Raw genomic sequence first — 21,320 nt, forward strand, 5'->3', positions numbered from 1 at the left:
AATTGAAACATTCACACACATAATTCCACTCGCAAGTAGTCTGAATTTACCGGTCGAAAGCAGTACCGATGAGCGACCTCTGCCCGCTCCCCCAGCATGCGCTCGGCGCGGGGGCTGCGCCCGTAGGTTTCGCGAAACGAGCGGCTGAAATGCGACGCGGAGCGAAACCCACACTGCAATCCCACCTCTTCAATGGTCAGCGCTGTTTCAAATAACAGTGCTCGCGCCCGCTGTAATCGCAATTCCCGGTAATAGCGCGCCGGCAATACCGCTTTAAAGCGAAAAAAAATACGCTCCAGCTTCTTTACTGAAATATTCAGGTACTCGGCCAACTCTCCTGTCCGCAATGGCTCGGAAAGATTGTTGCGCATCAGTACCAGGGCTTCTTCCAGTAATTGCTCGTCTCGTAATCTGGCCACGACTCCCCCTTATTTAAGAATCGCGCGATGTTGCGGGCCCCTGTCGGTCGAACAGCTGCCAGCGGCCACACGCCATCACATGGGTAATCAGAAACCGCTCCGGATCCACCAGCATCAAATCGGCATCGCGACCGGTGGCCACCTGCCCCTTGTGCTTGAGGCCAACCGCGCGCGCGGGATTGCGGGTCACCACCTGCAATGCCGTGGTTAGCTCCACACCCTCGTCTTTCACCGCGCGGCGCAACTCATCAAACAGACTGGCACTGGACCCGATTTCCAGATCCTGCAGCTGCCCCTGATCGCAAAAATTGGTCAAAGAGCCCTGGGCATCCGAGGAGAACGTCAATTGGCCCGCCGGCGCACCCTGCTCCAGGGCCATCTTGAGTGCGCGGCTCGCGCGCATTTCACCACTGGCCAGTATTTCATCGGTGGTCGATGTGGTGAAATCAATAAAACCACCAGCCCGGGCAAATTCCACACCGTGAGCCAGTAGTGACTCGTTGCGGTTCATATGGGTGGGGTAGAACTGGGTAATCGGTATCTCGGAGTTTTCCACCGCATCGAACAACGGCGTCAGGCGACCCGCGCCGTCACCCACGTGCACACTGACCACGCCCCCCTTGCCACTGAGCAGACCGGCCACGCGCGCGTCGGCGGCAATACGCACCAGCTCTTCGCGGGTAGGATGGGAAGAACGGTGATCGGAAATGGCCAGCTCACCCACACCAATCACGTTGCTGACCAGCATGATGTCACTGCGAACACTGCCCGTGAGGGTGTTCACCGGCACCTGGTAGGACCCCGTTTGCATGTAGCAGGTCAGGCCCAGGGCTTCGAGCGCACGTGCCTTGCCGTACATTTCGTTGAGCGTGCGGGTAATCGCATCGGTACCAAGCGCACCAATGACCGTGGTCACGCCGTTATACAGCGCATCCCGCACATCCAGCTCCGGGGTGCGCGAAGCAAAGCCGCCCTCCCCGCCACCGCCACTGATATGCACCAGGGTGTCCACCATACCCGGCATCAACCAGGCACCATCGGCATCGACCACATCGCCCAGACTGTGTGGCAACTCAATATTTTGATCGATCTTTGCGATCCGCCCACCAGCGACCAGTACATCGCAGAGACCCAATTTGTGGGGCGCAAAAACCTGAGCGTTTTTTATCAGTACGATTGAAGACATATTGAACAACTTAGAAATTTAAAAACCCGCCGCTGCAGCGATTATCACCGCCGTCGACGCGAGCAGGAAAAGTCCGGCCTGAAGTGGCAATACAAAGCGCACCCACACGCCCCAATCCAGGCGCGCGGCGCCCAGGCAACCCATCAGTGCTGCGGAGGTCGGAACAATAATATTGGTGAGGCCATCACCCAGCTGGAATGCCAGGACCGCGGTCTGTCGGGTAACCCCAACCAGATCCGCTAACGGTGCCATGATGGGCATGGTCAATGCCGCCTGGCCGGAGCCGGACGTAATGAAAAAATTGAATACGGTCTGAAATGCCAGCATAAACCAAGCCGAGACAGTGCCAGATACGTTAGAGAGGCCATTGCCCGCAGCATGCAAAATGGTATTCAGGATACTCGCGCCTTCGGGATCGTCACCGCCCAACAGCAGCACGATACCCTTGGCGAAAGCCACCACCATGGCTGCCGGCAGCAGTTGCTGCGCACCTTCCTTAAAGGCCGCCGCCGCCTTATTGGGTGTAAGGCCATTGAGCCCGAACAGAATCGCCACCGCAGCAATCACAATACCCATGGTGAAAAACTGCGAAGCAATTTCCGGCAGGAAATAACTGCGTTCCACGACGCCCCAGATCATCCACGCAATACCGGCCAGGAACAGCAGCAACACCCAACCATCGCCGCGCACCATGGTTTTCAAGGCACCAAGCGAGGTGGTCTTATCGCGGAATACGCGATCGGAGTTGAACGCCAGCGACTGATTCGGCCGCGCCTGTACACGGCGCGCGTACCATATGGTGTAGGTGGAAAGACCGACGGTGGCGATTAGCCACAACGCCATGCGCGGGATACTCCCGGACATCAGCGGCACCCCGGCGATACCCTGAGCAATACTTACTCCAAACGGGTTCATCCAGGAAGTGGCAAAGCCCACCTGAGTGGCAACATAAGTCACCAGCAGCGCCGTGATACTGTCGTATCCCATGGAAATCAGCAGAGGCACCAGGATGAGAGTGAATGGAATGACCTCCTCACCCATGCCAAATACCGCACCGCCCAGGGAAAACAGAAAACACAGAATGGCGAGATACCAGTGGCCCGCATCGCGATTGCGCGCAATCACCTGAAACAGACCGCGTTCCACAGAGCCACTGGCGAAAATCAGGCCAAAGGCACCGCCGGTGAGCAGAATAAACGCGAAGACACCAATAGACGCGCCCCACTTGGTGCCGGACACCATGCCCTCGAAGGCGAAATTGAGAAATCCAATACCGCCGCCCTCAGCAAACAATGACATGCCCGCGGGCGCATCACCCACTTGCTGGTAAGTGGCCGGATCGATCACCGTACGCTCACTGCCGTTCACCTGTTGAGTCACTGTCTCGAAGGTGCCCGCCGGAATCAAAAAGTTCAGCGCGAAAGCCAACAGGGCAACACCCAACAAGATCAGATAGGTGTCTGGCATGGACCAGGTTTTAATCGCCGAACGCTCGGTGTCGTGACTGGATTCCACTTCACTTGTGTGCATAAAGGGATACCGCAAATAAAAGAAAAGGTCGGCAGACCCGCAACCGCGGGCCTGCCGAGATCAGCTCCTGTGAAACGCTGATTAAAAGGCGTAGCCATAGCTCAGGGTATAGAAACGGCCCAGAGAGTTGTGGTTGAAGTGATCCACATTGGCTCCGGTACCCAGCACCAGCGGCGGCTCTTCATCCAGCAGGTTGTTGACCCGCAGGCTCAGCCAGCTGCCGTTGTCGAAGTCACGGGCAACACTGAGATCAAAGGTCAGCCAGCTGTCCACTTCCACGTTACCCTCATCATCGAAGTTTACGCGCGACAGGAAGTACTCGGCACCCGGCTCAAGGAGAGCGCCCAGAGTGCGAGAGTCCGGGTCATCACGGTAGCTGTGGGTGTAACGGGCGGACAGAGTGGTTGACCAGTCCTCGTAGCGCCAACGCAGGGAGCTGTTTGCCAACCAGCGTGGGTAGGTATAGTTGCCGGCCTCACTGACGATGCCCAGGGCATCCGAGGGAAGTTTGTCGAACTCAGCCAGGTAGGTGCCATCGAGAGTAAGACGGAAACTGCCCCAATTTTCAGTTTCAAAGTATTGGGTCAGCGCCATATCGACACCACTGGTCTTCTGCCAACCGAGGTTGGACAACTGGAAGTGAGCATCAACCACAAAACCAGAACCATCGACCTCGAGACCCGGCTGTCCAGTGGGCAGCTCACCCTCACCAACCACGGCGAAATCGCCGTTAAGGGCACGCAGGATGAAATCATCCTCTTCGACACCAATCAGGTTCTCGTGCTCGATATTCCAGTAGTCGATGCTAATTTCGGTATCGGCGGTCGGTTTCAGCAGGAAGCCCGCACCCCAAGTGGTCGCAGTTTCCGGCTCGAGATCATTATTGCTGACCGCTTCCGAAAGCAGTGCTTCGCCGGTTTCATCAGCAAAACCGTCACAGGCCTCGGGAGTCACACTGCAATCCACACGATAGCTCGACAACAGTGTACCGGCACCCACCTGAGCCAGCGACGGCGCACGGAAGGATGTAGACCAGTTGCTGCGGAAAATAATTGCATCGTTGAAGGCGTGGCGCAGTGCCACTTTCGGGTTGGCATCACCACCAAAGCTGTCGTAGTGGTCATAACGCAAGGCGACCTGCAGTTCCGTATCCGCCGCCAGCGGAATCATCTGCTCCATATACACCGCCCACTGGTTGCGCGATGCATCGGCAGAGGTGGAGCTGAAACCGAGGATCGGCTCAGGATTCAGAGTGGTAGAAACCGCATCTCCTGAGGGAACATCGACGACTGTCTCACGGCGGAACTCACCGCCAAACGCGACTTGAATCGCGCCAGCAGGCAGTTCGATCCAGCTGCCAGAAATATTACCGTCGATCGCGTAAAGATTGGATTCACCGCTGCGCTTGGCGTCGGTGCGAACGAACTGGTCAATGGCATCCACTTGATCGACCTGGCCACCAAATGGATTGTACCAAGCAGTAGTCTTGCCCAGATCTTCACAGGTTTCTCCGGAACCATAACTGGATCTGTTCGGGGACTGCATATCCACTTCCCAGCGATCAACTACAGTGCCGTCGGAACACAGATTACCAACCAATGCATTGATAAACGGCTCGGACTTATACAGTCCAGAGATTCCGCGCTGTTCAGACTCACTGCGCCCCACGTTGGCAGCAACTTCCCAGTTCCAGTCGTTCACCTCACCGCGCAACCCGGAAACCATACGCACCGACTGGTTTTCTACTTCAACAGCGCGTGCATCGGGGAACTTACCCCAGGCGAAAATGGGATAGCCATAAAAATCGGTAAAGTCGTAGGGAGCAAAACCTCGCAATTCCTGTTCTGCGGCAACATCCACAATATCCTGCGCCAGGGCTTCCGGCCACAGCGGACTTTCCGGGTCGACCGGAACATAGCTAAAGTTTGCAGGAGCGGAAGTTCCACGAGACTCGCTCGTCTGCATCATGAAAGTATTGAACCACTCCAGATTGTCGGAGATGTCGTAATTAAAAGTCGCTACAACACTGGCACTTTCGTACTCGTCCTGGGTCGCAGATACAGCGTTGGTGTTGAACTCACAGTACTCACCCAGACGACCGGTCTTGAGCTGGTCCGCTGGACACCCTGCGGCACCAGACTCAGCTTGGTCAAAGCTGATGCCATCGTTGTACAGGAAAAAGTCGTCGTTAAAACTTGGATAAGTACCCTGCTGGCTCGGACGTACGGAATTCGCTGTCAGTTGGCGATCGCGATCGTACATCGCTTTGCGCGAGAACAGGTCAACCACCACCATGGTATGGCTACGCTCACCTTCGCGGCCCCAAACCCAGTTCAGGTTGTATTTGCCTTCGTCACTACCGGCAGTGGAATTGCCGTGGGTCAGGGAAACTTCACTGCCAGTAAAGTCGTCGCGCAGAACAAAGTTCACCACACCGGCAACCGCATCCGCACCGTAGGTGGCCGCTGCACCGCTGGGCAGCACTTCCACACGCTCAATCGCAGACAGTGGGATGGAGTTTACGTCGACAAAAGATTCCTGGCCCTTGGCAAAAGAGCTGACCGAAACGCGACGACCATTTACGAGTACCAGGGTAGAACTTGCACCCAGGCCGCGCAGAGATACACCTGCGGCACCGACTGGGGTGCTACTGGAGAGCGCACCGGAAGTGGCGGTAGAGAATGTGCCGCTGCCGCCGCCGGTCTGAGATAGCTGCTGCAGAATCTCGATAGGGGATGTTGCGCCGGACGCTTCGATATCGTCGCGATTGATTTGAACGACCTGTACCGCGCCTTCGGCGTCCAGGCCCTTGATGTGGGTACCGGTAACCACCACTTCCTCTACCGCATCCGCGACTTGCGGTGCTTCCTGCGCGAAGGTCAGCGCACTGCCACCGACCAGTGAGCAACTAACGGCGAGGCGAATTGCTTTGTATAGCTGGGTTCTGTTATTCATTTTTATTCCCTCCAAGAGATCTACTCTGGTTTGCAATGATTATGAAATTTCTCTAGTTCTCTGCGAAACGTACTTTTCTACCGCACGCGCCTCGAAAGGCGGCAGACTTGACCGATCGTTCCGGAGGGGTCGGGCGCAATTTTTACAGCAGGCTTCCCGCAGCCGGCAACGCCGCGCGAGCAACCACAGGACAACCCTGACAGCAGTGTTAGGTAAGCAAATTAGGGGCGGAGATACTCCGACTCATAGCTTCCATGCACCCGGCAAACACAAACATCGTGCTTCACGGTGCCGCACCCTCGGTCAGACCGAGGTTTGGAAGCTACTCGTCGAACCACTCGCTGAGGTAGTAGTCGGAGGAGCAGCGCTGAACAGCAATGAGTTGAGTCATTTTGCTAATCGTCTTTGCGCTTGAATTTATTCTGGAGCCGCCGGTCACTATGACCAACAAAATTCACATATTTTTTATCACGCTGAAAAAAACCTGTAAAGCGTTTATTCGGCAGAGGAAGACTTCAACCCAGAAAAAAGTCACCGCCGAATATGCTGCGTTTTTCCTTGCAGAGAGGCGCGTTTTCCCCAGAAAACACAGAACCGTGCGCAATAGAGCGCGGCGGGCAAATTTTTCTAAGGAATGAAAATCTCAGCCTAAGCACTTTCGATGAAATGGCCGGGAAGCCATCTCGGCTCCCGGTACTAAGACCATACGGTCGGACTATGTTAAACCCGGTTACTCGTACGGCTGATTGATATAGAAGCTGGACGACCGCCCATCAATCCCAATGAGCTTTCCGTTCACGGTGGTCTGTCCCGTGAGAATATTGAACGCATCAAATTCGGAGAGCTTGTAGCGCACTACGTCTTCGTAGATGACCGGCTGACCACAAACCGCCTGGGTGCGACTGGTCTGTGCACCTTCCCGCAAGACATACACATGGCCGTTACCATCGACAACACCGTTACCGTCTTCGGTAAAATAGATAGATGTAGCCTCATCCACTCCAATGCCGCTGATGCCCGCAGGTAGTCCGGCCATAAAGGCCATCAGTCGACCCATACGGTCGCGCTCAGCGAAGTGGGTATCCACGATCACCGACTGCATCACCGGGGTGGTAAGAAAGTTTGAGGAGATGTTTATGTACTCATGGCAGAGATCGCTTACCGCCTCAGCGGAGTAGGCCCCAAGTACGCCATCCGGGTCATAGATGTGCTCAGACTGCACCGCCGCGCCAGCGGAAGTACCGCCCAGAACAGCACCTCTGGCGATCACATCATCGAGCGCCTGTTGTAGCGCAGTGCCCTGCCACTGATTGAGGTAATCGGACTGATCACCTCCAGCAATCCAGACAAACTCCGCGGAACGCACCGCCCACTCGACATAAGGATCGTTGGCATACTGAACGCGGTCGACCATGAGGGTCTCAACGGAATCTGCATTGAGCAGGTTTTTCAGGTAATCGTTGTAACCGTCACTCCCGCTGGTGCGCAACACAACCACATCACCACCACCCAGCTTGGGGGCAACACGCCGCGTGAAAGCGGCATCGACATCAGTACCGCCACCCATAACCAACAGGCCACCCTGGGATTGCGTGACACAGATGTCTTCGGCATTGCCCGTCATATAGTTTGTTAGACCACCGGGCTTACTGGGGCGAGAGCCAAGACCGCAGTCGTCACCACCACTACTGGAACCACCACCGGAACTGCCGCCACTACTACCGGAACTGGAGCCAGGGATTCCGTCCACTGTCAGAGTGTAATCACCGCGGCCTTTATAGCGGGTCACTTTCAGGGTGTAGAGTCCATCACCAGCCACGGACACACTGGCGGCTTCCGGCCGGTTGCTGGTTTCCGCGCTGTAGAGACGACTTGAGGCATCGTATAGGTGCCAGTCAAAGTCGTCACCACTGCTGTGGTCGAGGGAAATATTCAGAATCGACGCCGAAGTAACATCGAAGTGGTACCAGTCCTGATCGCGACGATTTGCAATGGAACCAGCAACCGGCTGTGCCGAGCAGACGGGGCCGCTGGCATCGGATTCCGAATCGTTGGACTCACTTTCTACAGAAATACAGGCCAGAGATACCTGACTCATTGCAGAAAGAATAAATAACGCGGCTAGCTTGCCTTTCATGGGCGCTCCTTGATAGTCGTTATTGTTGTGCTGCCGATTACATCCCCTACCCGCACTGCGTGAGGTAGGTTGGGTAGAGGTCTCGGGACACCTTTAATGAACGACACGGCGCATTGCCGGCGCAATAGCGAGGGATAAAACAGGCAAGTAGACGGAAAAATAAGAACATTATGGCAATTTTATGCGCCAATTCCGCATTTTATACACAGCAATCAAGGTCGCGTGCGGCTTAGATCCCGCAATCCAACGCATCGAGAAGCATATGCATAATCAAACCAATACCCAGCCAGCGCACAGGCTTCCAGGGAAGAAACATCATCGCACCGTACAGGGATATGGGGAGCATTTTATGGAGCGGATGGAAATTGATACTACAACGATCGGGATCGTAAATCGGAGTCGCCAGCAAATGATCCAGGTCCACCAGATTTGCCGCCAACATAAACAGCGCGGCTTTTTTCCAGTCGTCGCGAAAGAAAAACCAGGCAATGGCAAGAGGTACCAGGAAATGTAAAACAATATGCAAATAACTAAACATCAGTGCGGCATTAACTCTTCTGCGGAAATGGAACCCAGGCCTTCTTCAATATCCTGGCGAATGGCGGTGCGCACCGCCTGCTCATCTTTTCTGGCAATGGCCTCAACCAGGTCCTGATGTCGGTCCGGCAGCTCCTGCACACCGAAGCGCTGGAAGACCAGATGTTGCAACGGCGCTGTTTGTAGCCACAGACTTTCGATGAGGGACAGGATGATGTGGGGGCGCCCGAGGCGGTAGAGGGTAAAGTGAAACTCGAGGTTACCGGTCACGTATTCCTGAATATCGTTCTTTTCAAGGGCACCGGTTACCCGATCATCCAGCGCGCGCAGCGTCTCCAGTTCCGCGTCGCCAACATGTGGCAGAGCCTGTACGGCGGCTTGGCACTCCAGGGCCACCCGCGCCGCGCAGATTTCATCCAGCTTTTCCCGGGTCATGATGGGGACGGTGACCCGCCGGGTATCCGACAGCTCCAGCGCCCGCTCCGAGGTCAGGCGTCGCAGCGCCTCGCGCACCGGCATCGGGCTGCAATCCAGCTCCGCGGCGAGACCGCGAATGGTGATGGGGTTACCGGGCAAAAACTGGCCACGCAAAATGGCGTCCCGCACCTGGTAATAGACCCGCTCTTGCGTGGTGCGGAATTCTTCCTGCGGCTCGGTAAATTCGGCGTCTTTCACTGGCGGCCTTTCACTATTGTTCCTGCGGTGGAGGATTCAGCCCCACAGCCAGCAATACGTACCGCTAGTGCATGGGCCTAGGCGGACATAGCCAGCTTGTGCGGAGCCTGGTCACTGCCAACTTCAATCAGTTCGTTGGCAATGGCGCCAGTTTGCCACAATTCGAAGAAATCCTCCGCTACCTGTTTGCCCGCCTCGGTTACCGTGTTCCAGTATTTGAGGCGCTCTTCCGTCGACAGCTTTACGAAGTCGTCGCGGTCGGGAATCTTGCCGAAGGGCAGCTTTGCCACCCAGGACGGCGATGGCGCCACCAGTATGACATTCTCCATGGCACCCCCACGCACCCAGCGCCAACGCAGACTCTTGTCAAACCACCCCGGCACCATATACGGGAAGAAATGGGGGTAGAGCACCAGCCCTTGCGGGTGCTGGAAGCCGAGATCAAAGTGGTAATCGGTAATCCCGCCATCGCGGTAGTTGCCCGCCGGGGCTCCGGCTGGGGTGGGCACGCCGGCCATCACCAGGGGTATAGATCCGCTGGCTAGCACCGCCGGGCAGACGTTGTCCGCGCAGAGCCGGGTATTCACCGTACTGAGATTGCGAAACGCCACACTCGGCAGCTCTCCGGAATGAAACACCACCCGGTCCCAGAAGGCGCGCAGGCTGCGACGAGTGACCGCATTCGCCAGAGCAGACGCCAGCAGGGCCGGGCCCAACAGCGCTTTCCTTTCACTGGCCAGAGGCCCGCGCCCCCGTACCGTCACAAAGTGGCTGCGCCACACCGGATTACCCGCCACTTGCTGGGCACCCTCTTCCCCCAGCACATCCAACAGGATCTTTTCGCCAGCGCCAGTAATCTCGGCTGGCAACGGCCGGTCGCTGGCGTAGGTCTGGTTGACATAGCCGTACTCAAGTTTCTCCAGCGCCGCCATCGGGTTGGCGGTGGCGTAACACATGTTGCGAAAACTGCCGATCGACGAGCCGAGCGTCGCAATGGGCGTTTTGCGACCGCGGAAAAACTCACCGATCAAAACCCGGTCCAACTGGCTGATCGACAACCACTTGGGACCACCAGATGCCCCCACGAGGGTGGATACCATATCCTGGTTCAGCCCCTCGTCCCGCACCCGCCGGGCCGCGCCGGCACCGGCGAGGATCACACAGCTTCTGGATTTACTCCGATTTACCATTTTGACTCTCAGCTCACTACAGCCTGCTCAATTGTTGCAGCCACCGGCGCCCGGATGCGCGCCGGTTACCACTCGCCGGTATTTTCCATGGACGCCCAGGGTTCCTGCGGCGGCAGAGCATCACCCTTTTGCAGCAGTTCGATAGAAATGTTGTCCGGGGAGCGTACAAACGCCATATGGCCGTCCCGCGGCGGACGGTTGATGGTGCCCCCCATGTCCATCAGGCGCTGGCAGGTCTCATAGATATTGTCCACCCGGTAGGCCAGGTGGCCAAAGTTACGGCCGCCGGAGTAAGTCTCCGGATCCCAGTTGTAGGTCAGCTCGAGGCACGGGCGGGTGTCGACATCCGCCGTATCCTTGTCCCCGGGTGCGGCGAGAAATATCAGTGTAAAACGGCCTATTTCATAATCATTGCGTTTGACCTCGTACAGGCCCAGCTTGTCGCAATAAAATTCCAGGGACTTCTCCAGATCACTAACACGCACCATTGTGTGCAAATATTCCACTGCAACGCCTCCTTTGCGGGATTACAATCCCGGTACATCAAATAACGAGCGATAATTTAATCGCCCCACCAAAAGTTACCAGAGCGAAATGTATCAAAAATACTATCGACATTTTTTACAGGCCGCCCAAAAAGCGGCCTCCCCTGGCTGCGACCTGCCGGTCCTGCATATGGCCTGCCATTCCCACCACTACTGGGCGGACGTGACCCTGGATGCGGTAAACGCCTACTGGCAGGATGCCGCGACCATGGCCGACTCAAAGTGGGAGAAGATCTTCGGCGAGAAGATACCCGCCTTCCAGCGGGCTATCGCAGCCACGCTCAACCTGCCCGCACCCGAGCAGATCGCCCTGGCGCCCAATACCCACGAGCTGGTATTCCGACTGCTCAGCGCCTTCGACTTGGCTGAACCCCTGCGTATCCTTACCACCGACGGCGAATTCTACAGTTTTGCACGGCAATTGTTGCGTTTCGAAGAACTGCCCAATGTGCAGGTCACCCGCATCCCCACCCGGCCCTACGCCACCCTGGCGGAGCGGTTTGATGAAGAACTGCAATCCGGCCAGTACCAGCTCGCTTACGCCAGCCAGGTATTCTTTGATTCCGGCGTCGCCTTCCCCGACCTGCTGACACTCGCCGAGCGCAAGCCAGAAACCACGGAAATGGTGATCGATGGCTACCACGGCTTTTTTGCCCGGCCTACCGATCTCGCAGCTGTAGCGGATAAAGTGTTCTACACCGCAGGATCCTATAAGTATCTCGGCGCCGGTGAAGGCATGTGTTTCATGAGCATTCCCCTTGGGTGCCAACTGCGACCACTGAATACCGGCTGGTTTGCCGAGATGGCGGAGCTGGAAAACCGCGGCGAAGGCGTGGAATTTGGCAACGACTGGCTGCGCTTTGCCGGGGCCACCATGGACTACTCCCCCCTATACAAAGCACTGGCAGTGCTGGATCTCTACCAGCAGGAAGGGTTGACCGTGGACGTCATTCACCGGTATGTGCAGCAACGCCAACAACACTTCCTGCAAGCGATGGATGGGGCCGACCACCAGACGCTCAACCGGCACAACCTGATCGCCCACGATCTGGAGGATGGCCACGGACATTTCTTCACCTTCCGTTGCAGCAGCGCCGACGCTGCAGAACAGCTTCAGCGGGAACTCCGGAAAAAAAATGTACTGTGTGATCGACGCCAGCACCTGCTGCGCCTCGGCTTCGCCCTGTACCACCCGGAAAACGAAACTTTCACACGCCTGTTCACCTGATATTCATCTTTTTGGCGCCACAATGGCCGCCGTCACGAGAAGTACTATTGGCAACATAAGGATTCGCCATGCACAAGACCATGAAGCTTTTCTCCGCTGGCCTGATCGCGGGCCTCGCTATTTTTGCAACCGGATGTGGGAACGACGCTGAGAAGCGCCCCCAGGGTACACTGATCAGCATCTCCGCTCAGGGAGAGGCGAGCCAGGTGCCGGATATCGCGAATATCTCAGCCGGGGTGGTGACCGAGGCGGACGAAAGCCAGGCCGCCATGCAGGCCAATGCCGAGCAGATGGAAAAAGTCATGCGGGCCATCAAAAAAGCCGGCATCGATGAGAAAGATGTCCAGACCAGCGGTATCAGTCTCAATCCGCGCTACGACTTTCAGCCAAACCGCGAACGCAAAATCATCGCCTATCAGGCCCGCAACAGTGTCAGTATTACTGTGCGTAAACTGGATGACCTGAGCAAAGTGATCGACGCACTGACGGCCGAGGGCGCCAACCAGATCCACGGCCCCAGCTTCTCCATCGACGACCCGGAGCCCCTGCTGACAGAAGCCCGTGAAAAAGCCCTGAAAATGGCTCAGGTGCGGGCAGACGCTTACGCGGAAGCACTGGGTACCAAGGTGCGTAGAATCGTGAGCATTTCTGAGGGAAGCCACGGCGGTATGCCGCGCCCAATGGTAATGCGCGCTGAAGGCGCCATGGCCAAAGACAGTGCCAGCACGCCGGTGGCATCGGGGGAGACTTCGGTATCAGTGAATGTGGAACTGGTATTCGAGTTAGCCAAGTAAGACTTAGGGAACCTCTGATCAAGTACCTTGCAGCGGATGAGAAGGTGGCGCTACTGGGTAGCGCCACCGCCGCCAACCGAGTCCGAGCCCGCTACTCGGGCTGTTTGTAGACCTCACCACCTTTCATCACAAACCGGACCCGCTCCAGCGCGGTAATATCTTCCAAAGGGTTGCCAATCACCGCCACCATATCCGCCCACTTACCCGGTGCAATACTGCCCAGCTCATCCTGCACCTGTAGCAGCTGGGCTGCATTCCAGGTGGCGGAACGGATCGCGTCGGCCGGGCTCATGCCACCCTGTACCATCAGCGCAAACTCTTTGGCGTTGTCCCCGTGCCGACTGACCCCGGTGTCGGTGCCAAAGGCAATTTTCACACCCTTCTTGTGCGCCCGATGGAAGGTCTCCTGAATCAGCGGGCCGATTTTGGCCGCCTTGGTACGGACCAATTCCGGAAAGAAACCATCCACCGCAGCCTTCTGCGTGACCCAGTCACCAGCGAGCAGGGTGGGCACATACCAGGTGCCGTGATCCACCATCATCCCCATGGTTTCATCGTCCATATAGGTGCCGTGCTCGATGGAATCCACACCTGCGCGAATCGCCCGCTGCATCCCCTCTTTGCCGTGGGCATGCACCGCCACAGTAAAACCGTAGTCTTTGGCAGTCTCGACAACCGCTTCCACCTCATCCTGCATAAACTGCGGGTTCTGGCCACTTTTGGCCACACTCAGCACACCACCGGTCGCGGTGATTTTGATCAGATCGGCGCCGTCCTTGTATCGTTGACGCACCGCCTGCCGGGCGCTGGCCACCCCGTTGACTACCCCTTCCGCCGGGCCGGGGCTCCCCATCAGGTCATGCCGGTGTCCGTTAGTGGGGTCTGCGTGACCACCCGTCGTGGCGATGGACTTTCCCGCGGTATAGATTCGCGGCCCCACAATGTCGCCGCGGTTGATCGCATTGCGCAGGCTGACAGTCACGTTTCCACTATCACCGAGATCGCGCACCGTCGTAAAACCGGCCTTCAGGGTACGCTCAGCGGTATTGACCGAGCGCAGGGTGTAATCCGCCGGGTTCCAGGTAAAAGCCTCGGTATAGGTACGTGGCCCAAACTCATATGCGAGGTGGGTGTGCATGTCCATCAGACCGGGCAGAACAGAGAAGGCTCGGAGATCAATCACCCGCTCACCTTCCCGTTGATTGAACCCCCGCTCCACAGATTCCACCTTGCCATCCACAATGTGTACCGTGCGTTTTTTCAGCAGACGGCCCTTTTCACTGTCGAACAGCCAGCCTGCCTGCACGGCAATGTGTTGCGCCTGCAGCGAGGTGGCGAAGAATGTCAGAGTGACCGCGAGCATCACACGGAAACCGGGTAAACGGTTCATCTGGCGCCTCAGTCCGGTAAGAAGGTAGGTTATTTGGGTCATGGAATTTCCGGCCTTTACGGGGCCAAGCAGAGGCCGCCCCGGTATTATCGATTTTCAGGTCCGGTGCAATTTACCGTAATCCAAGACCATAAAAAAAGCCCGGAGCGGTATGCACCGGGCTTTATATGTGTAAAAACTGGCACTCAGTTGGTGGGTAACACCTCCACCGGCCCCAGGTTCAACGCCTCGATAGGCTTCTGGATTTTCTTCAGATCCCCCACCACCAACCAGGTAAACTGATCTGGGGCCAGGTATTGTTTTGCCGCCTGCTCCACCTGCTCTTTGGTCAGTGCCGCCACACGATCCGGGTAATCGGCGATATATTGCGCGGGCAGCCCCTTCTCCACCTGCCAGGCGATACTGGACAGCAACTGACCTTTGGTCTGGAATCGCGCACTCTGCTTCAGAACCTCGTCATCCTTGTAGTCGTTCAGCTCGCTGTCTTTGATCGGGCGCTTGCCGAGGTAATCCTGATACTCCTTAACCAACTCTTTCATGGCCGCAGCGGTCTTGTCCGTTTGCACAGGGGCCACCACGATATACGGACGCTGGGCTTCCGCGTCCATGGAAACAGCCCGCGCACCATAGGACCAGTGCTTGTCCTCACGTAGGTTCATATTGATACGCGAGGTAAATTTTCCGGCAATGGCCGAGGCCATCGCATCGAATGCCTCTGCGCCTTCCGCGCTCCAGGGCGGCATCACCAGGCCGGCCATGATATAGCTCTGCTGCGCGCCCGGACGATCCAGTAAATACACCCGCGGCTTCGGTGGTCTCTCGACCATCGGGATGTCCAGCGGTGGCAAGGCGTCCGCCGGCGCTGTCCAGTTTCCAAGAGTTTCATTCAGCAGCTTTTCAATTTCTGCGCGGGTAACATCACCAACCACAACCAGCTGTGCGTTGTCTGGGCGCAACCAGGTGCGGTGAAACTGCACCAGATCTTCACGGGTAATGGATTCGATCGCCTCGGGCGTCCCGGAGCCGGTGAGCGGGGCTCCGTAGGGATGATTTTCACCATACAGCAAAGGCGGCAATTTGCGCATTGCCAACCCCTGGGGTTGCGCCTCCTCCTGCCGAATGGCGTCGAGCCAATTGGATTTGACCCGCTTCAGATCCTCTTCCGGGAAAAGCGGGCTAGAAATCACATCACGAAACAACTCCAGAGATGGCTTCAGCTGGGACTTGAGCGCACTGAAACTCAGGGTGTTGTAGTCCAGCCCACTGCTGGCACCGATGCTTGCGCCCAGCTCTTCCTGGCGTGCGCTGAAGGACAGACTGTCGTACTCCCCCGCCCCCTCACTCAACATCCGCGCCGCCATCGAAGCCAGCCCGGGCGTTTCCCCGTCGGCGGCAGCACCGCTGCGGAACTGCAGGCTCATAAACACGGCGGGCGTATCGTGACGCTCAGCCAATACCACTTTCAACCCGTTCTCCAGAGTAAATACCTGCTGCTCCGGCAACGCCAGATCGACGGTTTTATCAATGGCCGGCAAGGCGCTGCGATCAACCTCCTTTCCGGAAGTGGAGTAATCCTCTTTGGGAGATATGATCAGGGTGAACTGCTCGGATGTCAGCCACTCCTGGGCGACATTCTGCACGTCGGCCTCTGACACCTTGGCGTAGTCATCCAACCCGTCGATCAGGGCTCCCGGATCACCATAGTAGAACTCTGAACGGGCGAGGATGTCCGTTTTGCCACCGAAGCCCCCTATTTTCTCCAACCCTTTTACCAGACTGGCAAACTCACTCTGCTTGATCCGGCGCAACTCTTGTGCATTGATGCCATTGCGCACGAACTCGTCCAACTCCTGATCAAGCAGCGTCTCCACGTTTTCTACAGACTGACCAGGCTTTACATCAACCATGATGATCAGCTGACCTGCCAGTTGTCGGCCATAGTAGAAAGCACTGACACTGGTGGCGACCTGCTCATCCCGCACCAGACGGCGGTAGAGCCATGAATTCTTGCGGTTTGCGAGCAGCGAGGTCATCAGGTCGAGCGCATTTTCTTCTTCGCTACCGATCGCCGGCACATTCCAGACTTTGTAAATACGCGTCTGGGGAACCTGATCGGTGATGACCTTGCGCTTTTCAACCTGCGTGGGCAACTCCCAGTTCTCGAGTTTCGGTGGCACAGCGGTGCTGGGGATATTGCCGAAATATTGGCGCGCCTTTTCCATGGCTTCGGCCACGGTAATATCACCGGCAATTACCAGAATCGCGTTAGCGGGCTGATAGTAATCAGTAAACCACTGCTTGACATCTTCCAGGCTGGCATTGTCCAGATCCTGCATAGACCCGATCGTGGTCCAGGAGTACGGGTGATCCGACGGAAAGGTCGCACGGGCGATTTCCTCGAACGCGGTGCCGTAGGGGGCGTTCTCGCCCTGACGCTTTTCGTTTTTCACGACACCGCGCTGTTCGTCCAGTTTTTCCTGACTGATCGCGCCCTTGAAGTGACCCATGCGGTCCGACTCCATCCACAGCGCCATATCCAGAGCACCGACAGGAACGGTTTCAAAATAATTGGTGCGGTCATTGTTTGTTGTGCCGTTCATATCGGTGGCACCGGAGCGCTGGAACGGTTCGAAATATTCCCCGGGGAAATTTTCCGACCCATTAAACATCAAGTGCTCGAACAAGTGGGCAAATCCGGTTTTGCCGGGCGGCTCGTCCTTGGACCCCACCTTGTACCAGATATTAATGGCGACAACCGGTGCCTTGTGATCCTCGTGCACGATCACCGTCAGGCCGTTGCTCAGCACCTCTCTGTGAAAGGGAAGCTCGATATCCGGCGCCTTCACAAACGCGGCATTTCCGCTGGCAGCCGCCTTGCTGCTGGCGGCCGCCTGCTTGTCCACGGTGAGCGCTTTGTGCACGTTATCTTCACTACTCGCGCTGCCCTGATGCCGATCACAGCCGGCCAAAGCAAACAGCAATAAGGATGCACACAAAGATAAAATCAGCCGGGAAAAACGCATATCCATTGTCTATTAGCCTGATTCTCTGGGAGCGCCACGAAAATCGAAAGGTCACTGGTGATGGGATTTTAGCGAATACTACGCGACTAACAGTGTAGGCAAAAAAGCGGGCGCCGTAGCGCCCGAAGAATACCTCACAGAGAGACGACATGTCGTCAGAGGAATACGGTAAGCCCTGACCTCGTGGGACAGGGCAAAATCAGGAAGGGAAATCAGGCAGCGGCAGAATCTGCGCCGTCCAGCGCATCTTTGTGGCCAAAGCGCTCTTCTGCAACGCGGTCAGCGACCTGAGCGGTGGTATCGCCCGTCTCATCGGCGCGCTGGAACACCTCGTCCATGGTGGTCGCGATACTTTCGATATGGGTCTTGACCTGAGCGGCGTCGTACTCCCCCTGCTCCTGACCCAATTGCTGGTAATACACATCAATGATGCCGCCAGCGTTGATCACATAGTCCGGGGCGTAAAGAATGCCGCGCTCTTTCAGAACCTGAGCGTGACGCTCTTCCGCCAGCTGGTTGTTCGCGGCCCCGGCAATGGCGCCCACCTTGAGGCGGTCGATAGTGCTGTCATTGAGGATGGCACCCAGGGCACAGGGGGCAAACAGGTCCACATCCAGATCGAAAATCTCGTCGGCGCCAACAGCGGTGGCGCCCAACTCATTCACTGCACGATCGATGTTGTCCTGGAAAATATCCGTGACAAACAGTTCGGCACCCGCTTCTTTCAGCAGTTTGCCGAGACGGAAACCCACATTGCCCACCCCCTGAATGGAGACCTTCATACCGTTCAGATCGGTGCGTCCCCAACGGTGGGTGGCGGCGGCCTTCAGACCTACAAATACCCCGTAAGCGGTGGACGGAGAGGGATCACCGCCGTGTTCCTGACCGGAAATCACACCGGATACATATTTACTGCGCTCGCCAATGATTTTCATATCGGCCACGCTGGTGCCACTGTCTTCCGCGGTGATATAGCGCCCCCCCAGGGTATTCAGGAAATCGCCCATGGCACGCAGCAGTTCCGGAGTTTTCTGCTTGCGCGGGTCACCAATAATGACCGACTTACCGCCACCCAGCTTCAGACCGGCCATAGCCGATTTGTAGGTCATGCCTCGGGACAGGCGCAGTACATCGTTCAGCGCTTCACCGTCATCCGCGTATGGCCACATACGACACCCGCCGAGTGCGGGACCTAGATTGGTGTTGTGCACCGCGATAATCGCTTTCAGACCGCTTTTGGCGTCATGATAAAAAGCAACTTCTTCGTGGTTGTCGTAGGCAGGATGGGAAAAAATACTCATTTGCATTCCTCTCCAGAGGGCGGAATTTCTACGGCGCCAGGCGCGGCCGATTTTGTCGGCACAACCCGCAACCGCGATTTATTGTAGGCCACTAAGAATATAGCCAGCAGACGCAGATTATCATTGCGATCTTTGCCGAAATTACCAGTCAGCCACCAAACACATCCTACTTTTACCGGCAACATAGGACAAGTCGTTCGCCAGCAACCGCGCAGGCGCACTGGTCACTTTTCATTCACCAGAATCCGCATTATTCCGCAGCAAGAGCGCCCGAAAACTGGTCTGGAAACCCTCGTCTGGTAGAATCCGCGCCCTGATGCGGTCTTCCGCCCACTCCCCTTTACCGACAGAGTTACAGAGATCTGGTTATGCTCAATGCCGACGCCCTCAAGCAGCTTTCCCAGCTGAAGACCGATATCCGCTCCACCAAGGAATTTGCTGAAGGCCGCGTGCGTGGCGCCAATGGCAAGTTTGGCTTTGTGGTCCTGGACGACGGGCGTGAGGCCTTTCTCCCGCCGGCGGAAATGGACCGGGTTTTTCCCGGTGACCGGGTAAAGGTGAGCCTGACCGAAGAAGACAAAGGCAAACTCTCCGCAGAGCTGGACAGCCTGATCGCTTCAGATCTCGACTATCTGGTGGGGCAATATGTGCAACGAGGGCAGGGTCACTTTATACAGCCCAACGAACACGGCCTTTCCCGCTGGATTTTCCTGCCCCCCAAGGCTCGCGGTAAAGCTCAGCCCGGGGAATTCATTGCCTGCAGTATCACCCGCCATCCGTTCAAGGACGGCAAATCCCAGGCGAAAGTCGAGAAAATTATCGGCAAACCGGATATGGCAGGCATCGAGCATGCCTTTGTTGTCGCACAGCACCGTTTGCCCAATGAATTCAGCCCCGCCGCCCTGGCCCAGGCCGAAGAAATTCCTGCACAACTGGCGGCAGTGTGTGCAAACCGCAAAGACCTCTCCGATCTGGGGTTTGTCACCATCGATGCCGAAAGCACCCGCGATATGGACGATGCCATCGCGGTCACCAAACGTGAGAGCGGCTGGGAGCTGCACATTGCGATTGCTGACCCATCCAGCCTGATCGAACCCGAAAGCCCCCTGGATAAAGAAGCGCGTGCGCGGGCCAACAGCGTCTATCTGGCGGGCGAGACCATCCCCATGCTGCCCGCCAACCTGTGTGAAAACAGCTTCTCCCTGCTCGCAGGAGAACAGCGCCCGGCCCTGGTGTTGCACATTGCAGTGGGCGAAGACGGCGCCCTGAACGGTTTTGACTACGAATTTGCTGCCATTCGCTCTCAGCACAAATTCAGTTACGCCCAGGTGGCCCGCTTTATTGACGGCGACGCCAGTGCGGTCCCGACAGAGCAGCATACGGCACTGGGCGAGCTGAATGCGTTGAGTAAGGTCCGTGCCCAGTACCGTGCCGGCCATTCACTGGTTATGGAAGATCGCCCGGACTACGACCTGATTCTGAATGCACAACGGAAAATCGAGCGCATCGAAAAGCAGGAGCGCTCTTCCGCACAGCGCATGGTGGAAGAAGCCATGCTGGCGGCCAATATCTGTGCCGGCGAAAAACTCGCCGCGCTCGGCGGCGGCTGCTTCTCGGTCCACCTGGGGTTCCGCGACGAGCGCATGGCGGAGATCCGCGCGCTACTGAAAGAGGCTATGCCCGAGTTTGCGGAACAGGACTTACACCAGCTGGATGTGTACCTGAATCTGGTCAAGACGCTCGAATCCCAAAGTGATGACGAGTCAAAGAATGTGCTGGCCGTCCTCAAGCGCATGCTGCGCCCTGGCGAACTGTCGGGTAATGCGGCTGCCCACCTGGGGCTGGGGCTGGCCCACTACGCCACAGTGACCTCGCCAATTCGAAAATTCAACGACCTGCACAATCACCGGGTATTGCGCGCCGCCGCCGACCAGGCCACCCTGCCCGCTTTCAACAGCGAAGACGGTGAATCACTGCAGCAGAGTGTCACTACCGGCAGGCAGGCGGATCGCGCGCTGCAGCAATGGCTCTACTGCCAGTTCCTGGAAAGCAAAACCGGAGAAGTCTTTACCGGTAAAATCACCCTGGTAAACGGCGCCGGCATCGGGGTCCGCCTCGACGACAATGGCATCAATGGGTTTGTGCGGTTTAACAGCAAAAAGAATCCCTTCGAGTTTGATGGCAAACGGTTGCGCATCACCCGTGGTGAAGAGCGTTTCCAGCTGGACCAGGAGGTACAGGTGAAAATTGCGGCAGTAGACACCGAGAAACGCCGCATTGCATTTGAGCTGGTCACCGAAACCGCGACTGCCAAATAAGGGCGCTTGCCGCCCTTTCCTGCCCGTCGGCAGCGCCCGGTCGCCGACACTGAAAGACAACACTTCCCGCCACGAGCCAAAAGCCCGTGGCC

Annotated in this window: 15 protein-coding genes; 3 read left to right on the forward strand and 12 right to left on the reverse strand. The window is 57.0% G+C overall.

What is annotated here, in order from left to right:
• Window positions 1-11: 11 nt before the first annotated feature.
• From LRR79_RS12980 to LRR79_RS13020, 9 genes are all read right to left on the reverse strand, one after another.
• Window positions 12-419, reverse strand: coding sequence for a helix-turn-helix domain-containing protein (locus LRR79_RS12980; RefSeq protein ID WP_231757617.1), 408 nt, complete (start codon window positions 417-419; stop codon window positions 12-14).
• A gap of 13 nt (window positions 420-432) precedes the next feature.
• The gene (iadA, locus tag LRR79_RS12985; RefSeq protein WP_231757618.1) at window positions 433-1,605 is read right to left on the reverse strand and encodes a beta-aspartyl-peptidase; all 1,173 of its coding nucleotides are present in this window, start codon (window positions 1,603-1,605) and stop codon (window positions 433-435) included.
• Between the two features lie 18 nt (window positions 1,606-1,623).
• Window positions 1,624-3,135 carry a putative basic amino acid antiporter YfcC gene (yfcC, locus tag LRR79_RS12990; protein WP_231757619.1) on the reverse strand — a complete coding sequence of 504 codons (1,512 nt, stop codon included), beginning with the start codon at window positions 3,133-3,135 and terminating at the stop codon, window positions 1,624-1,626.
• Window positions 3,136-3,216: 81 nt separating this feature from the next.
• Window positions 3,217-6,090, reverse strand: coding sequence for a TonB-dependent receptor domain-containing protein (locus LRR79_RS12995; protein WP_231757620.1), 2,874 nt, complete (start codon window positions 6,088-6,090; stop codon window positions 3,217-3,219).
• 730 nt (window positions 6,091-6,820) lie between these two features.
• Window positions 6,821-8,227 carry a Type 1 glutamine amidotransferase-like domain-containing protein gene (locus LRR79_RS13000; protein ID WP_231757621.1) on the reverse strand — a complete coding sequence of 469 codons (1,407 nt, stop codon included), beginning with the start codon at window positions 8,225-8,227 and terminating at the stop codon, window positions 6,821-6,823.
• Between the two features lie 229 nt (window positions 8,228-8,456).
• Entirely contained in the window at window positions 8,457-8,765 is a 309-nt protein-coding gene (locus tag LRR79_RS13005; RefSeq protein WP_231757622.1) for a DUF6122 family protein, read from the reverse strand.
• Window positions 8,765-9,439: a GntR family transcriptional regulator gene (locus LRR79_RS13010; protein WP_231757623.1), complete on the reverse strand. Its 675-nt coding sequence runs from the start codon at window positions 9,437-9,439 to the stop codon at window positions 8,765-8,767. Before LRR79_RS13010 ends, LRR79_RS13005 begins: the two co-directional genes overlap by 1 nt.
• Before the next feature lie 77 nt (window positions 9,440-9,516).
• The gene (locus tag LRR79_RS13015) at window positions 9,517-10,629 is read right to left on the reverse strand and encodes a hypothetical protein (RefSeq protein ID WP_231757624.1); all 1,113 of its coding nucleotides are present in this window, start codon (window positions 10,627-10,629) and stop codon (window positions 9,517-9,519) included.
• 65 nt (window positions 10,630-10,694) lie between these two features.
• Complete coding sequence (locus tag LRR79_RS13020; protein WP_231757625.1) at window positions 10,695-11,135, reverse strand: VOC family protein; 441 nt, start codon at window positions 11,133-11,135, stop codon at window positions 10,695-10,697.
• An 88-nt stretch (window positions 11,136-11,223) separates the two neighbouring features.
• Between LRR79_RS13020 and LRR79_RS13025 the strand changes: the two genes are divergently transcribed.
• Together LRR79_RS13025 and LRR79_RS13030 are read left to right on the forward strand one after the other, a co-directional pair.
• On the forward strand, window positions 11,224-12,402 hold the full coding sequence (locus LRR79_RS13025; protein WP_231757626.1) for a hypothetical protein: 1,179 nt from the start codon (window positions 11,224-11,226) through the stop codon (window positions 12,400-12,402).
• 68 nt (window positions 12,403-12,470) lie between these two features.
• Window positions 12,471-13,196 (forward strand): SIMPL domain-containing protein, encoded by a 726-nt coding sequence (locus LRR79_RS13030; RefSeq protein ID WP_231757627.1) that lies wholly within the window; start codon window positions 12,471-12,473, stop codon window positions 13,194-13,196.
• 91 nt (window positions 13,197-13,287) lie between these two features.
• Here LRR79_RS13030 and LRR79_RS13035 read toward each other — a convergent pair whose 3' ends face one another.
• The 3 genes from LRR79_RS13035 to LRR79_RS13045 all read right to left on the reverse strand — a co-directional run bounded on the left by LRR79_RS13035 (window position 13,288) and on the right by LRR79_RS13045 (window position 18,910).
• Window positions 13,288-14,628 (reverse strand): metal-dependent hydrolase family protein, encoded by a 1,341-nt coding sequence (locus tag LRR79_RS13035; RefSeq protein WP_322790433.1) that lies wholly within the window; start codon window positions 14,626-14,628, stop codon window positions 13,288-13,290.
• Between the two features lie 143 nt (window positions 14,629-14,771).
• Window positions 14,772-17,555, reverse strand: a complete 2,784-nt coding sequence (locus LRR79_RS13040; RefSeq protein ID WP_231757628.1) for a M16 family metallopeptidase — start codon at window positions 17,553-17,555, stop codon at window positions 14,772-14,774.
• 266 nt (window positions 17,556-17,821) lie between these two features.
• Entirely contained in the window at window positions 17,822-18,910 is a 1,089-nt protein-coding gene (locus tag LRR79_RS13045) for a Glu/Leu/Phe/Val dehydrogenase dimerization domain-containing protein (protein ID WP_231757629.1), read from the reverse strand.
• A gap of 368 nt (window positions 18,911-19,278) precedes the next feature.
• Between LRR79_RS13045 and LRR79_RS13050 the strand changes: the two genes are divergently transcribed.
• Window positions 19,279-21,228: a VacB/RNase II family 3'-5' exoribonuclease gene (locus tag LRR79_RS13050; RefSeq protein ID WP_231757630.1), complete on the forward strand. Its 1,950-nt coding sequence runs from the start codon at window positions 19,279-19,281 to the stop codon at window positions 21,226-21,228.
• The last annotated feature ends 92 nt before the right edge of the window (window positions 21,229-21,320 follow it).

This window comes from Microbulbifer elongatus, assembly GCF_021165935.1.
Classification (GTDB): Bacteria; Pseudomonadota; Gammaproteobacteria; order Pseudomonadales; family Cellvibrionaceae; genus Microbulbifer; species Microbulbifer elongatus.